Below are 15,170 nucleotides of genomic sequence, written 5' to 3'. Positions count from 1 at the left end.
AAAAAATACTTTATCTCGCCCACCCTTTTCATTTTACAATGGGATCCAATAGAATTAGGTTTTATCGGCAAGTTCTATCGTACATGCTACACGTTAGTTGGAGAAAGTAATAAATTCAAGATTAATAAAAATGATTAAGGAATAACCTACTCCTTTTTCTTAGGCATTTGTCAGCCTCCTTCTATACAAGTTGCAGTAGAACTTCCTATAACAGAATTTAATTCTTGAAGTAGTGAGTATAGACGTTCACTTCCAACTAATGTCTTCAATGTTTGTTTCGTTAGTGGAACATTATATTTTTTAAAAACTTCTTTTGTCTCTCCCCAAACATCAACAATTGCTTCAGGTGACATATTTGATTGAATAACCATGTGAGTCTCCTCCTTTGCTTTTATCTATCATTTTATTAATAGCTAAATTTACTCCCTGCTTCAATAAAAACAAATGACCAACCGCTAAAAACTATGTTTTAAATAATCATTCACTTAATTATTGATCATTTCTCTTAATAATTTTGTATCTTCCTTTTGAATTCTAAATCCCTGTAAAGTGTTTGATAAATTAACAAGCAAACCTTCGCCTTCTGTCTCCCCACCTAAACTTAAATGATAGTGTGCGGAGGATTTATCTTTAAAGTATACTGTCAAATCAAACTCCGCTATGTAATTTAACATACCTTCCATTTTCTGAGCATTTTCAATTGCTTCTATAAAAGTTTTCATCCTGCTTGCATCTGTGAACTGTTTCGATTTTAATGAAATGTCTTTAGAGTCCCACTCCGGATGTGAATTAAGGGAAATACTTATAACATCTTTATCGTAAAAAGGGATGCCCATTTGTGTTTTCTCACTGCAACCCACAACAAAAGTTAAAATAATTACAACATATAATAAAAAACACTTCCTCAATTACAACCCTCCTCCCTCACGTTTCCCAGTTCAACAACCTTGCAAAATCTCCATCTATTTTAACATAAAATTACATTTGTCTTTCTTAATCAATAAGACTGTTACTATAATAGTTGATCAAACCTGTAATAAAAAGCGAAAAAGGGATAAATGACTATTTGCCTCATTTACCCCTTACTGTTTCATTGATTAACCTTTTTAATTCTTTCTACTTCCTTCCTCTGCCAATACTTCCCACGTTTTCCCAAAGTCCTTTGTCTCATAAATACTTTGTTTCATTGATCCGAGTACTAACATTTGATCATCTGTTGGATGGTTACTAATATACATAATGTAATCATCGTCTACCTTAAAATTCAGAGATGCCCATGTTTCTCCAAAGTCTTCACTCAAATACAAGCCTTCCTTTTCCCCAAAGAGATAGGCTACTAAATCTTCTGAATCAGAATCAAGAGTTTGGAAAGAACTTGCGCTAAGATTATTTTCTTTTAAAGCCCACGTTTGACCACCGTCAGATGATTCATATAGTCCTGTCTCAGTTCCAGCTAGTAAGTAATCAGGAGATTGCGGATGAGACGTTAATGAAAGAACCGAAGCTACAGGTCCTGGTAATCCTATAGTATCAACCATCTCCCAATCATAACCTCCATTGTTTGACCGATATAGGTTTGAGTTGTATACATCAATTCCATACATGAATTCTTGGTTTCCTTCATTTACATGTAAAAGATGAAAATCGACTTCCTCATAAAGTGCAATTGGTTCCCATGTTTCCCCAGAATCATGACTAATAATGACCCCTAATGGATCAACATAGTCAGATCGAGCACCAGGATGTCCACTTGAGATCATCAAGTCCTCATCTATAATTGTATAACCCATGAAATCATGCTGATGTTCTGGCTCACCAACTAATTCCCAACTGTCTTCATTTAAATTAATTAAGCCCATATGTGTAGCTAGAAAAATACTCTCGTCATGTTGTGAGTATTCTAATCCATGAATATGCATAAACGAGTCGATCTGATTTGTGTCATTTGAGCATGCTGATATAACAAATAGAGATAGAGTAATCATACTAGCCATTAATCCTTTTTTCATTGAAATAATCCCCTTTAAATGTGTTTTCTTTTTGTTGGAAATTTGCTCAATATATCGTTAAAACCTTCTACGATAGAGCGACAACTTCTATTTTAACATGTTCTTTCTCTTTACAAATTCTTCTTCTGAGATTTCACCGGTTGCGAAACGTTCCTCCAAAATGGCATAGGGAGACTTCGCTTTACTTTCCAATCGAAACAAAAGCCTTAGTATTAAATAAATGATTAAAAGCAGAGCAAGTGCAACAAATCCCATTTTTAAGATATACGACATCATTTCAGCTGAATCTCCAAACATACGATCTCCTCCTTTAAAAGCCCATAAAGCCATTAAAAATATTATTTACTAAATAAGAGGTAATTCTAGTCATCCAATCAAAATATAAAAATACACCAAATATGATCATTAAAATTCCACCAAATTTCATAATGAGATTTGTATATTTTTTAATCCAATTCATTCTTCCAATAAAGAATGTCATCAAAAAGAACGGTATTGCAAACCCAATACTATAAGCACTCATATAAAGCATCCCGGAACCCGAGTTGGTCATACTTAAAGTAATAACGGAAGCTAAAATTGGGCCAATACAAGGAGTCCATCCAGCAGCAAAAGCAATTCCTATTACATAGGTTCCGACATATCCACTTGGTTTTTTGGAGAACTGGAATTGATGATTTTTCATTAGAAACGAAGGTCGGATTACTCCTAGAGTTACCAATCCAAACAAAATAATAAAAATGGCCCCTAGTTGTCTAATGAGATTATTGTATTTCAAGAATAGGTCTCCTACTAATGTTGTGGACATTCCAAGCACAACAAAAATAGTAGAAAACCCTAAAATAAAGATGAACGTGTGGAACATAGCTCTTGGAGGTAAAAAACGACCTTTTTTCTTCATCTCATCCACCGTCATCCCGGTTATATAGGATAGAAAGGCTGGATATAACGGGAGATTACAGGGGGATATAAAAGATAAAACCCCCGCTCCAAAAGCCAATAATATAGTTAAATCTGCCATAACAATCTCCTTTTAAGCGTATGAATGTAATCCTGCGATGACTAAATTAATAAATAGCAAGTTAAACATGATGATCCCAAAACCAATCACTAAGAGCCATGCGGATTTCTCACCATGCCAACCCCTTGATAGTCTTAAGTGTAAATAAGCAGCATAAAAAAGAAACGTTATAAGAGCCCAAACTTCTTTTGGATCCCATCCCCAAAATCGTGTCCAAGCGATTTGAGCCCAAATCATGGCAAATATTAATCCACCTAAAGTAAAAACTGGAAAACCAATAATAATCGATCTGTAACTAACTTCATCAAAAAGTTGTGGACTAACGTTTTTCAAGATAGGTTGTATCGCAGCTGCAATCCGTCTTCTTAGAATGAAACGTAATAGAAGATAAAGAATACTTCCTGAAAGGATTGACCATAAAAACGTATTAAACTTTCTTGGAGACTCCACTCCGTTCATCCAGCCGGGTGTTTCAAATAATGGGCCAAACCGGTTTTGATCAGCTGTTATTAATTCACCTTCATAAGGACCTACAATAGCCGGTAATTCATATTCAAGCTGTGCCTCCACTTCCCATTCATTTATCCAATTAAAAGTGACAGAATAATTAATTAACGAAAACACTCCCACCGTTATTGCAATGGCTACAGCACACGTTACCGAATAAATAACAGCCTCAAGCCAAAATGTTTGTTTAGAGCGTTTGCTTTGGTCAACGACACGTATGAGGTAGATTAAACCTGCAATAAATCCAACCCCTAGAATCCCTTGACCAATAGCAGTGGTTATCACATGAATATGAAGCCAGTAAGTTTGCAAGGCGGGTATTAAAGGCGTAACTTCTCTTGGGAATACTGATGCATAGGCAATGATCACAATTCCAACAGGCATTGAGAAAATACCTAATACCGGCTTCTTATAAATAAGATAAAGAATTAGAAACGCAAAAATAATAGTTAATCCTAAGAACGTGGTATATTCAAACATATTACTAACCGGAGCATGTCCAGCCGCAATCCACCTAGTGACAAAATACCCTAGTTGTGCTAAAAATCCTGCACACGCCAGACCAAAGCTGATCCATCCCCACCTCTTCGTTTTATTACCTAATGTACTATTTTCATAATAGATCGTAATAGAGAAAGTAATTGTCGCGAAAATGTAGATAAAAAACGCCGCGAGCAATAGATTACTACTTAGTTCGACCATGTTGTAACACTCCCAAACCACTTATTTGTCTTCTGTCCTATCGACCGGCTGTTCGAGCTCTGCCTCTTTTGCCACTTCAGCCATTTCACGTTTAAAAGCATACCAATTCTTATTCGTATGGCCTGCCATCATTACTTTCCCATTCTCTTCTTGTATCCAAATTCTTCGGTGAGTCCAATAGCTTCCTTGGACTAAACCAATCATAAAAATGAATCCTCCTATTACTAAAATGGACAAAGTATAGTCTTTTCGAACAATCAGCGCAGATACATGTTTTGTCTCTAGATCAGATAACCTAATGGAATAAACATTTTCATCTGTAGGATCGAAATTACGTCCAATAGTTAAAAAACTCACTTCTTTTTTTTCTTGATTTGGACTATTCACTTCAAAGATAAAGGCAGGATTATCAGGAATCCTTGATTTGGTACTTGGAATTCCATCATTATTTAAATAATAGTCTGGTAGATAATCTTGTAATTTAACGTAGTAGTCATTAGGAAGATCATATTGTTGTTCAGGATAAAATAGATCAACTTTAAACTCTCCAATCGTTTCACCTGTTTCATCATGTTCAACTGTAAACATCATCTTATTTAACTCATGGAGTTTGTAATCAACTTGATATAGACCAAACCCATCAAATTTAAAGGGATCATTCACCCTGATTTGGTACGTATCCACTTCTTGAAGATCGCGCTGTGAACCTACTGGACCGTCATCGTTTCGTTGGTACAGTGTCACGTTTGTTTGATAGGTTTTAACAACAACTCCCCCTGCTCGATCAATCGCCGTTTGGAAGAGCTCGTCATTTTCATCGTATAATTCAACAATAAACTGATGATTTTCCAGATAGTATTCTCCATTTGTTCCTGGGATTACCTCCGTATCCCCTTCTCGAACCCAAAGGTGGTGATCAACAAACATTCCCGGAAAAAAGCGTAGCATCCCACCAATTAAGAAAATAATGAGACCAATATGGTTTATATAAGGTCCCCATCTAGCAAATCGGCCTTTTTCAGCTAAAATAGAGGTTCCATCTGTTCTAACGTTGTATTTCTTTCCCTTTAAACTACTCAACCATTTCTCTTTATTTGGCGCTATATCTAGTTGTGTTTCACTTACTAGACGCTGTTTCTTCATAAAATTGATGTGTTTATGGACACGTTGGTGTTTTAAGGAACGATATAAGGGAAAAAAACGATCCACACTAGCAATGATAAGTGAAACGGTCAAAGCAGCCATTAATAATAAATACCACCAAGATTGATACAGGTTATGAAAACCTAATTCATAATACCCTTGTCCGAGAAACCCATATTGATCTTGATAGTACTCTGCCGGATTAACGGTTGGTGGTATATACATTTCCTGTGGAAGAATGGTCCCCAATGATGACGCTAGCAACAAAATGACAATAATCCAAATCCCTACTTTTACTGAGGAGAAAAAATTCCATATTTGATCAACTATCGTTTTATTGTAGGTTTGCGAACGTCTTGCCGCTCCTTCATAACGCATATTTAAAACTTGCTGATTTTCACTCGCGACTAATGGTTTGCCGCATCCTCCACATAAGTCTGTTCCTTGAGGATTTTGCTGTCCACAAGAACAGCTAAGGTTATTCATTTCAATCACTCCTGCGGTTTAATACTTTCCATATACTGTGCGATCGCTTGCTCTGACATGCCTCCTGTAATGATGTTAATGATTTCCCCTTCCGCATTGATTAGAAATGTAGTCGGAAGTGGAATAACACCATAACGGTCTAATACTTGTTGTCCTTTATCCATAGGAATTGGGAACGTTAAGTTTAGTCTTTCTACAAAGCGCTGAACAGTTAATTCGGGTTCACCTACATTTACAGCAAGGATTTCAACTCCCTGATCTTTATATATCGCATATTGGTTTTCCATATAAGGCATCTCACGCTCACACGGTGGACAATATGTACCCCAGAAATTCAAAAAAACACCTTGCCCCCGGTAATCTTCAAGCTCCACCTCATTGCCATTAAGATCTGTAAGAACAAAATTTGGTGCTTCATCGCCTACCCGAACAGCTGCATCCGCATCTGAAAAAAAATTAGAATAAAATGTATACCCTATCGCGATTGCCATGATGAGCAAGGTCACTGTTCGGATAAATAATCGTCTAGTTTTCATAGAACTCCTCCTTTAAACCTACAATAGTTAAGAGTATAAAGAGAAATTGTGAAGGAATCATGGAGAAATGCTAAATTGGAAAATCTGTCACATCCTATTCATATAATCACTATGACATAAAAAATGAGCCCCTTAATATTAAGAGGACCCATTATAGTACTATTTAATATGCTTCGCCTTTTTGGTGTAGATTTTAAAGATCATATAAACGCAACTTACTAGGAAAACTGGAATAAGAGTATATAAACAAATGGTAATAAAGGTAAGACTAAGATGACGATGGGCTTCAGGTAGAATCCAAGTTGCTGAAATCGTTAAACATATAATTCCTAATAAAATAAAAACAAAAATAACTAGCCATTCTGCTTTCTTCAATTGGCTTCATCTCACTTTAATCCAAAATTTTGGGTAGAATAATAGTGAATTCAGTTCCTTCACCAACAGTGCTCTCCACCTCAATTGTCCCATTGTGTAACTCTATTAGTTGCTTCACAATGGACAATCCAAGACCAGTACCACCGAAAGCCCTAGACCGAGACTTTTCTACTCGATAAAAACGCTCGAATATATACGGTAGCTCCTCTTCTTCCATGCCAATTCCTGTGTCCCTAACCTTAATCTTAATATTCTCATCATTACTAACAGTAGAAATTGTAATGGATCCTTCTTTCGTATACTTTATTGCGTTTTCGACTAAATTTATAAGAACTTGCTCCAATCTTAAAGGATCACCAAGCACTATACTGTCATCCTTATCAGATAGTTCACCTTGGTATTCTATTTTAAGGTTTTGTTCTAGAGCTTTGTATGCCGTTTTCTTTACAACAAGTTTTATAATTTCATTTATGTTCACTTTTTTATGTTCAAGATTAAAACGGCCTTCGTCCATTTGTGCTAAGTCAAATAAATCATCGACTAAATAAGTTAGTCTTGTAGCTTCATGATCAATAATTTCAAGGTATTGGTTTCTCTCTTCTTCTGTTTTCCAACGTCCTTCACGCAAAACTTTTGAGTATCCTTTTAAATAAGTCATAGGTGTGCGTAACTCATGTGATATATTGGCAAAAAACTCTCTTCTTTGTTCATTTACACGTTGTAAACTGAAAGCTAAATCATTGATAGCACGTGCCAGTGAACCTAACTCATCACCTGATTTCTGAATAGTACGTGTATTATAGTTGCCTTTAGCAATTTGTCTTGCAGCTTTTTCCATACTTACTAATGGCTGAGATAGTTTTTTGGTAATGAAATAAGTAAGTCCAATCCCTAGAAACAAAGATCCAATCGCTGAGAGTTTCAGGAAATCTTGTACTTTTTTTATGGATTGTATGATACTCTCGAGCGAAGAAAAAACAATTACATGCCCCTTTGAATTATTAACATTTATATGTGAAGCAGTCGCAATATACGTTTTCCCATCAGAATCTTCAAATGAATTAGTCATATAGTGGTGTGAATTTGCAGAATGAATAAGGTCAAGAAGATACTCTGTGTCATGATGACTCATTACAAAATTCGATTGAGCCCAGACCTCTCCTTGATCACTAAGTGCTAGCATTTTTTGATTCGAGATTTTCGCAGCTACTTCCACAACCTCTAATCGGTTTTCAACAGTACTATCATTAATTAAATTAGCATATTGAGAAGACAGCATATGTGTTTCTTCTTGGGCTTGACTAACATAAAACCCATAAAAAATTTGATTCATGACAAAGCCTAACGGTAATATTATCGTAATTAATAAGAGTAGAATCGTAAGGCCTAATTTAATATCAATTCGATTCATAAATTGTACCATCTCTTTTTATACAAATTTATATCCAACACCCCATACAGTTATTATTCGATTATTTTTTAGGCCAGCAGCATAAAGTTTTGATCGTATATTTTTCATATGAGAGTCTACAGTTCTTTGTGCTCCTACATAATCCTCTCCCCAGATTAAATAAAGAAGGTCGTCTCTCGTATACACTCGTTGTGGATTTAAAGCGAGCTTATATAAAAGCTCGAACTCTTTTGCTGTTAATTCAACCAATTCATTGTTCACATAGACACTTCTATTTTCATAATAAATGGATAATCCATCTTCAAATGCTAACTTCACCTCGTCTTTCTTTTCCTCAATTGTGGTTACTCTTCTTAGCAATGCTTTTACACGCGCTATTAATTCTTCTGGTTCAAATGGTTTTGTAAGGTAATCATCTGCTCCTAAATTTAACCCATCTACTCGATCTTCTAATGCCTTCCTAGCTGATAGCATTAGTATCGGAATTGTTGAATACTCTCTTACGATTTTACATACTTCAAAACCATCAAGATCTGGCATCATAATATCTAGTATAATCAGATCATAATTATCTGGGTTATTCCGAATCTTTGTAATAGCTTCCTTACCCGTCGAAGCCTCAAATAGGTCAAATCCCTCATCCTTCAAATAAATCGATAAAAGAGTTCGCATTTGAAACTCATCATCAACAATTAAAATAGTTTTGTTTTCAATCATATGATTAACCCCTTGGTATTTAATTTGAAACGAAATGGTAAAAATTATGAAAAGCATGTTATCATATTAATGTTAAAATTCTATTGTAAAAGGAAGTTCCCATATCGTCTCTGACAAATTTGCTCTTGAGATCATTAGTACAATTGTCTCCGGTATTGGTTGAGCGAACTCAAATTCACCTTTCATCGTATTTAGATTTTGTTCAGTTCTAGACACCACTGGATAAATCCTCTCTCCTTCAAGCTCTATCGTTACCCCCATTCCTTTTGTTGGATGTACATCATTTAAATTTAACCTTAAATAGTTATCCTTTAGATCTATATTTGTTAGTATAATTCCGTCACTCATAACATTATTTCTATTCCCATCTATTTCAAAGGTCACTAATTTATTATTGAAAGTTGGCTTAACGTATAACGAAAAAGATAGGAATCCTGCTATTTTTTGGTTTTCACTTTCACTTAAATAGAACTCGCGTATCATCACTTTCTCATCATTAACGAACTCTGTTGTTTGCTCCTCATTAATTTTGTAAAATTCATGACCATTAGCTAAAATGATCTGACTTGGAAAAGCAATAGCATAATCATTTTTGTTAATTCCGTCCTCTGTACTACTTTCCAGCGTTACTGTTAAGAAAAAACCATTTTCTACTTCCTCGATTTCATCTATTACCACTTTTATATAACTGTTTTCATAAATATTTTGAACGTCTTTGGTATCTGGTTGTTGACATCCACCCAAAGTAATAAAAACGAATATCAATACTGATATTATTCTCACATTACTCCTCCTATAGCCCACATATATAAAGGGTTAACCTGTCAATTTATATTAAGTTACATTGATTTCCAATATTTTCAGAGAGTAAATATTACTAGTCGCACTATTATATTTCCCCTAGATAGAAACACTGCTTTTATTTGATATAACAATAGAAGATAAATGTGGAGAAAAGATGAAGATAAAAAAATAAGATATTACCTTTTTCAAAAAAAACACTGTAATTATTTAGAAACACATACTTTCTACACATTTTTTAGTTAATATCCAAAACGTAACAATTTCGATTTAAAAAAGGAGACAAGATTATGAAAATGAAGCTTACGGTTTTACTACTATTATTTTTCATCGTTATTCTTGGTGCATGTAACGCATCAAATAACGAGGAAGAATTAATAGACGGTGAAACAGAAAATACTATTACAGAAGAAGTCTTAACAGTTGTCACAACTACTTTTGTTTTAGAAGACTTTACTCGGAAAATTGGTGGAGAACATGTTGATGTGATCAATGTAGTTCCTTTGGGCGCAGATGCTCATTCGTTTGAACCGACAGCTAGACAAATGATCGAAATAATGGAAGCAGATGCGTTTGTATATAACGGAGCCGGCTTTGAAGGCTTTGTTGATGCGGTACTAAAAAGTATGGAGAAGGAGGACGTTGTAGCTCTTCAAGCTTCTAATAACATTCCCTTAAGAGAAGAAGATGAACACGATGATGAACATGTGGATGTTCATGATGAAGACGAACACAATGATGAGCATATAGATGTTCATGATGAAGACGAACATAATGATGAGAACTTGGATGTTCATGAAGAAGACGAACACTTGCACGCTGGAGTCGATCCGCATGCTTGGCTTGATCCGGTATATTCCCTGCAATATGCTAAGAATATATATGATTTACTTGTTCAATTACAACCTGAATTCGAAGAGCAATTCACAGAAAACTATACTAACTTAAAAATTGAATTAGAAAATTTACACGTTGAATTTGAAGAAATGGTTACTACTGCTGAACGAAATCAATTTATAGTATCTCATGCTGGCTATGGATATTGGGAACAAAGGTACGGGCTTGAACAAATTGCAATATCAGGACTATCACCTACAAACGAACCTTCTCAGCGTCAAGTTGAAGAGATTCTTGAACTAGCTCAGTCTCTTAATCTTACTCATCTTTTTGTCGAACAAAATTTCACGCCTAAGGTTGCTGAAATGATAGCTGACGAAATTGGTGCCGACATTTTATACTTACACAATCTTGAAGCAGCTACTGCTGAAGATGTTGCTAACAATGAGGATTATATAAGTTTAATGAAACGTAATATTCAAAATTTACAAAAAGGGTTGAGTAAATAAGAACAAAACAAACATGACTCATATACGGGAGTCATGTTTGTTTATATTTTTTATGAAATTACTCAGGTTTATTCGGGATGTTAGGATCTATTGAAAAACCCGGTTCAAAACCTTTATAACGAACTTCCGCCATCATTCCTGCATTGGCATGATGAAATTCATGGCAATGGAACATCCAAATCCCTGGATTTTTTGCTTCAAATACAATTTCATATGTTTCCCCTGGTCTGACATTCAATGTATCTTTTAAGATCGGTGATCCAGAGATAGGTACTCCGTCCTTAGAAATAACATTGAAAAATTCTCCATGTAAATGCATTGGGTGGTCAACATCTGTGTCATTTACAATTGTAAATTTCACAACGTCTCCTTCTTCAACTTCATAACTCTCATGGTCTGGAAACAATTTATTGTTAATTGTAAACGTCTCGCCACCATCATTTGTTCCAAGATTCATATCAAACTCTTTTGTAATATCAGGTAGATTTACATCAACTGCTTCTCCGTAGGCAGTAAAGTCAAAAAATGAAGAAATGGTTTCGGTCGTTTGAATATCATTGCTTTCATAACCACTATAAATAATAGGTAGTAAAGACTGTAAATTATCTCGGTTCTCTTCAGCGAAAACCTGTACTCCCCATGCCCCTGGATTGTCCAGCTCTATTACAACATCATAGCGTTCAGCAGGCGCTATACGAAACGCTGTATCATTTAACCATTCAGGTTCATTTACAGACTGGCCATCATAATTTGTGATTTTAAAAGAGTGCCCTGGAATCGAAACAACTTGAGTAAAGAGCCCTGCATTCAGAAAACGAAGTTTCATTTTATTTCCTTCTTCAACTTGAATTGACTCTATTTGCGGAGTGGCTTTTCCATTAATAATCATAGTATCATACATTTCATTCATCATTTCAGCATGACTTAACCCATTACTATCACTACTCATATCGCCATGATCCATTTCTTCTTCCATATTACCATGGTCCATATCGTCGTGACCCATATCTCCATGATTCATGCTTCCATGGTCCATATTACCATGATCCATACCGCTGTGATCCATGTCTCCCATTCCCATAGAGGACCATTCATCAATTACGACCACTTCATCCAGATCATAAGATTCTCCGTCTTTAGGCTCAACAATAAAGACACCGTAAAGACCTTTTCCAACTTGTCTAGCACCGTCTTGATGGGAATGATACCAATATGTCCCCGGTACATCAGCCTGATACTCATAAGTAAATGTTTCTCCAGGCATGATTGCATTTTGTGTTACACCAGGAACACCATCCATTTCATTTGGAACCGGAAATCCATGTAAATGGAGAGCAGTGGGTTCATCTAGTGAATTGGTCACATTTACTACTACACTATCGCCTTCTAGAACTCTAATTTCTTGACCAGGTAAACTACCATTATATGTCCATGCATCATCCATGATCTCATCATTGAACATCCAGTGAGTTTCTGTAACATTTAGATCAAAAACTCTCTTTCCATCTACTTCTGAAGTCACTTCCTGTGTTTGTTCTTCCTGCTGAGATTCACCATGTCCCATCGCAGAATGGTCAACAGCATCATTTGAACAGCCGGCTATAACGAATGACAATGCCAGTGCTATTCCAGCTAAACCGTATGATTTTTTCAATGTTAATTTCCCCTTTTCCAAAAATAATGTTTGATTAGCTTTCAAATATAAGTCTAAAAAAAAAGTATATAGAATTTATGAAGAAATGAACTTAAACATCATTTTCATAAAAACGTCACACTTTTCCTCTGAAAAAATAAACAAGAAATTTAAATTACGTCTATAAATTTTCCTTTTTTAGAAGGATACAATCATCATTTTTTAATAAATAAATGTGAAATACATCACCTCTACATAGGCCCAAAACTCTTGTTAATTCTGTAGGAATACGAATTGAGCCTCTATCACTAACTATCATTTTATTATCAAGAGAATGATCCGAGTATTTTTTAATAATAAGATCTTTTGAACCACCTTTTAACCCTACCGCAACCTCTTCTCCAGGTAAGATATTCAACCTCCTCCTAATTGCACTCGGAATAGTAATGTGCTGCTTATGCTTAAGACTACACGTTAATTTACTATCAACTAGTTCATTAACTCTTTCTTTAATATTGCAACTTTTTATCATTTATTAACACCTCATTTCAATGACTATTAATAGAATAGGATTGAAATTTAAAGAAAGTGTGAAGAAGTCGTAATAATTTTCAAGGTATATTTTGTGAAATTTAGCTATTTACGTAACCCAAAAGATATAAACTACTGAACATTAATCATACGAAAACACACCATCCCTTATTTGTAGGTATGGTGTGTTTTCTTTAAAGAATCAATCAATTACTGACTTAAACCATCAATAATCATATTAATATTTGATTCCATCATTTTTAAATAGGTATCTCCATCTGTTCCTTCTTTTCCTAAAGAATCTGTATAGACGGTACCTACAATAGGTACACCAGTTTCCTTTGATACAGTTTCCATGGTACGGCGATCGACACTTGTTTCAACAAACAGAGAAGTAATCCCTTTATCTCGAACAAGATCAATTACATCACGCATTTGTTGAGGGGAGCCTTGATTTTCAGAATTGATCTCCCAAATATATCCTGTTTCTATGCCATAGGCCTTACCAAAATATTTAAATGCCCCTTCACTTGTAATTAAAAATCGTTTATTTACATCGATAGTTGCAATTCTCACAATCGCTTTTTCATGCAGCTCGGTTAGCTCTAGTATATATTGAGCAGCATTTTCTACATAAATACTCTCATTATCGGGGTCTTCTTTAATTAATGCATCACGTATATTTTCAGTATACTTAATTCCATTACGCAAATCGAGCCAAGCATGTGGATCAGTTTCATCTTCTAACCCTTGGGATTCTAAAAGAATAGGCTCTACTCCTTTACTCACTTGATAAACGGCTGCTTCCTCATCTCCTTTTCCGGCAACTTCAATTAACTTCTTGAACCATCCGTTTCCTTCTTCTAAGTTTAACCCATTATAAAAGACAACATCTGCATCAGTTGTTTTTTTAACATCCTCTGGAAGCGGATCATATTCGTGTGGGTCCGCACCAATTGGTGTTAAATTATAAATTTCTACTGCATCTCTTCCGACATTCTTTGTAATATCATAAATGATGGAATAAGTAGTGACGACCTTCAATTTTTCACTCCCACCCTCTTCTTGGCCAGTCGGATTACTTCCACATGCCCCAAGTAAAAACAGTGTAAGAATAGTAGTAATAAATAATAAATTTCTCATATTTCCTCTCCCTTTTACGATAATTATTTTAGCTATCTGATTGTATTATCAGTGCTCTCTTTTTTCGAGCACGTATAGAACGCCATAACACCCCTTGCTTTGGTGATAAGAAAAATGCTAGGGCAAACAATGTGCTTGCTACAACGACAATAGTTGGTCCAGAAGCTAAATTATACGAAAAGCTAAAATAAAGACCAACTATTGACGCAACAACGCCAAAACCTGCTGCTAGAAAAACCATAAGCCCCAAGCGATTCGTCAAGAGGTACGCAGTTGCTGCAGGTGTTATTAACATCGCTACAACTAATACAATGCCGACTGTTTGCAATGAAGCAACTGTAGACATTGTTAACAGGGCCATTAACAGATAATGTATGATTTTATTAGGTAAGCCATAAGCTGCTGACATCGTAGGATCAAAGGTAGTAACAAGTAACTCTTTAAAAAATAGATAGACAGATAGTAACACTACGACTGTAACAATTAAGGTCATCCACATTTCAGAAGTGGGCACAGCCAAAACATTTCCAAATAAGATATGGTATAAATCGGTGCTACTTTGTAAGAGGGTAATGACGATTATTCCCACTGCAAAAGCAGCAGTAAACATGATTCCTATCGATGTATCATCTTTAATCCGACTATTTTGACTAATAAAGCCAATGGCAATCGCTGTAAGTAAACCCGTCACTACAGCACCATAAAAAATATTGATTCCTAGCATATAAGAAATCGCAACCCCTGGAAGGACTGCATGTGAAATGGCATCCCCCATTAAGGACATCCCTCTTAAAATGATAAAACAACCG

At 35.3% G+C, this 15,170-nt stretch carries 16 protein-coding genes; 1 reads left to right on the top strand and 15 read right to left on the bottom strand.

What is annotated here, in order from left to right:
* Positions 1-170: 170 nt before the first annotated feature.
* The 11 genes from JCM9157_RS20895 to JCM9157_RS20845 all read right to left on the bottom strand — a co-directional run bounded on the left by JCM9157_RS20895 (position 171) and on the right by JCM9157_RS20845 (position 9,690).
* Positions 171-371: a hypothetical protein gene (locus JCM9157_RS20895; RefSeq protein WP_034633116.1), complete on the bottom strand. Its 201-nt coding sequence runs from the start codon at positions 369-371 to the stop codon at positions 171-173.
* Between the two features lie 114 nt (positions 372-485).
* On the bottom strand, positions 486-908 hold the full coding sequence (locus JCM9157_RS20890; RefSeq protein WP_034751700.1) for a YhfM domain-containing protein: 423 nt from the start codon (positions 906-908) through the stop codon (positions 486-488).
* A 198-nt stretch (positions 909-1,106) separates the two neighbouring features.
* Positions 1,107-2,009, bottom strand: coding sequence for a F510_1955 family glycosylhydrolase (locus tag JCM9157_RS20885; RefSeq protein WP_034633119.1), 903 nt, complete (start codon positions 2,007-2,009; stop codon positions 1,107-1,109).
* Between the two features lie 87 nt (positions 2,010-2,096).
* The gene (locus tag JCM9157_RS20880) at positions 2,097-2,306 is read right to left on the bottom strand and encodes an SHOCT domain-containing protein (RefSeq protein ID WP_035667960.1); all 210 of its coding nucleotides are present in this window, start codon (positions 2,304-2,306) and stop codon (positions 2,097-2,099) included.
* Positions 2,307-2,319: 13 nt separating this feature from the next.
* Positions 2,320-3,030: a cytochrome c biogenesis CcdA family protein gene (locus JCM9157_RS20875; RefSeq protein WP_035667958.1), complete on the bottom strand. Its 711-nt coding sequence runs from the start codon at positions 3,028-3,030 to the stop codon at positions 2,320-2,322.
* A gap of 12 nt (positions 3,031-3,042) precedes the next feature.
* A complete protein-coding gene (gene ccsB / locus JCM9157_RS20870; protein WP_035667956.1) occupies positions 3,043-4,239 on the bottom strand; it encodes a c-type cytochrome biogenesis protein CcsB in 1,197 nt (398 codons plus the stop codon).
* 21 nt (positions 4,240-4,260) lie between these two features.
* Positions 4,261-5,868, bottom strand: coding sequence for a cytochrome c biogenesis protein ResB (resB, locus tag JCM9157_RS20865; RefSeq protein WP_035667953.1), 1,608 nt, complete (start codon positions 5,866-5,868; stop codon positions 4,261-4,263).
* Positions 5,869-5,873: 5 nt separating this feature from the next.
* Complete coding sequence (gene resA, locus JCM9157_RS20860; RefSeq protein ID WP_034633130.1) at positions 5,874-6,404, bottom strand: thiol-disulfide oxidoreductase ResA; 531 nt, start codon at positions 6,402-6,404, stop codon at positions 5,874-5,876.
* A 391-nt stretch (positions 6,405-6,795) separates the two neighbouring features.
* The gene (locus tag JCM9157_RS20855) at positions 6,796-8,190 is read right to left on the bottom strand and encodes a sensor histidine kinase (protein ID WP_035667949.1); all 1,395 of its coding nucleotides are present in this window, start codon (positions 8,188-8,190) and stop codon (positions 6,796-6,798) included.
* A gap of 18 nt (positions 8,191-8,208) precedes the next feature.
* Positions 8,209-8,907, bottom strand: a complete 699-nt coding sequence (locus tag JCM9157_RS20850) for a response regulator transcription factor (RefSeq protein ID WP_035667946.1) — start codon at positions 8,905-8,907, stop codon at positions 8,209-8,211.
* Positions 8,908-8,979: 72 nt separating this feature from the next.
* A complete protein-coding gene (locus JCM9157_RS20845; RefSeq protein WP_035667942.1) occupies positions 8,980-9,690 on the bottom strand; it encodes a hypothetical protein in 711 nt (236 codons plus the stop codon).
* A 308-nt stretch (positions 9,691-9,998) separates the two neighbouring features.
* On the opposite strand from JCM9157_RS20845, the gene JCM9157_RS20840 reads away from it, so the two are divergent.
* A complete protein-coding gene (locus JCM9157_RS20840) occupies positions 9,999-11,054 on the top strand; it encodes a metal ABC transporter solute-binding protein, Zn/Mn family (protein ID WP_035667939.1) in 1,056 nt (351 codons plus the stop codon).
* Positions 11,055-11,112: 58 nt separating this feature from the next.
* Here JCM9157_RS20840 and JCM9157_RS20835 read toward each other — a convergent pair whose 3' ends face one another.
* The 4 genes from JCM9157_RS20835 to JCM9157_RS20820 all read right to left on the bottom strand — a co-directional run.
* Entirely contained in the window at positions 11,113-12,708 is a 1,596-nt protein-coding gene (locus JCM9157_RS20835; RefSeq protein WP_035667936.1) for a multicopper oxidase family protein, read from the bottom strand.
* A 160-nt stretch (positions 12,709-12,868) separates the two neighbouring features.
* Complete coding sequence (locus JCM9157_RS20830) at positions 12,869-13,219, bottom strand: AbrB/MazE/SpoVT family DNA-binding domain-containing protein (RefSeq protein ID WP_035667933.1); 351 nt, start codon at positions 13,217-13,219, stop codon at positions 12,869-12,871.
* Positions 13,220-13,428: 209 nt separating this feature from the next.
* On the bottom strand, positions 13,429-14,361 hold the full coding sequence (locus tag JCM9157_RS20825) for a metal ABC transporter substrate-binding protein (RefSeq protein WP_035667930.1): 933 nt from the start codon (positions 14,359-14,361) through the stop codon (positions 13,429-13,431).
* 28 nt (positions 14,362-14,389) lie between these two features.
* On the bottom strand, positions 14,390-15,170 hold a 781-nt coding region (locus JCM9157_RS20820), incomplete at its 5' end, for a metal ABC transporter permease (protein WP_035667927.1).

Source organism: Halalkalibacter akibai JCM 9157 (assembly GCF_000513135.1).
Lineage (GTDB): Bacteria > Bacillota > Bacilli > Bacillales > Bacillaceae_D > Halalkalibacter > Halalkalibacter akibai.
The sequence above is the reverse complement of the archived record's forward strand: the minus strand, read 5'-3'. Positions and strand labels throughout refer to the sequence as shown.

Bases quoted from the DNA above. Each gene is read 5' to 3' on its own strand.
- JCM9157_RS20895 (WP_034633116.1), bottom strand. From the start codon at position 371: ATGGTTATTCAATCAAATATGTCACCTGAAGCAATTGTTGATGTTTGG.
- JCM9157_RS20885 (WP_034633119.1), bottom strand. From the start codon at position 2,009: ATGAAAAAAGGATTAATGGCTAGTATGATTACTCTATCTCTATTTGTT.
- JCM9157_RS20880 (WP_035667960.1), bottom strand. From the start codon at position 2,306: ATGTTTGGAGATTCAGCTGAAATGATGTCGTATATCTTAAAAATGGGA.
- JCM9157_RS20875 (WP_035667958.1), bottom strand. From the start codon at position 3,030: ATGGCAGATTTAACTATATTATTGGCTTTTGGAGCGGGGGTTTTATCT.
- ccsB (WP_035667956.1), bottom strand. From the start codon at position 4,239: ATGGTCGAACTAAGTAGTAATCTATTGCTCGCGGCGTTTTTTATCTAC.
- resB (WP_035667953.1), bottom strand. From the start codon at position 5,868: ATGAATAACCTTAGCTGTTCTTGTGGACAGCAAAATCCTCAAGGAACA.
- resA (WP_034633130.1), bottom strand. From the start codon at position 6,404: ATGAAAACTAGACGATTATTTATCCGAACAGTGACCTTGCTCATCATG.
- JCM9157_RS20855 (WP_035667949.1), bottom strand. From the start codon at position 8,190: ATGAATCGAATTGATATTAAATTAGGCCTTACGATTCTACTCTTATTA.
- JCM9157_RS20850 (WP_035667946.1), bottom strand. From the start codon at position 8,907: ATGATTGAAAACAAAACTATTTTAATTGTTGATGATGAGTTTCAAATG.
- JCM9157_RS20840 (WP_035667939.1), top strand. From the start codon at position 9,999: ATGAAAATGAAGCTTACGGTTTTACTACTATTATTTTTCATCGTTATT.
- JCM9157_RS20830 (WP_035667933.1), bottom strand. From the start codon at position 13,219: ATGATAAAAAGTTGCAATATTAAAGAAAGAGTTAATGAACTAGTTGAT.
- JCM9157_RS20825 (WP_035667930.1), bottom strand. From the start codon at position 14,361: ATGAGAAATTTATTATTTATTACTACTATTCTTACACTGTTTTTACTT.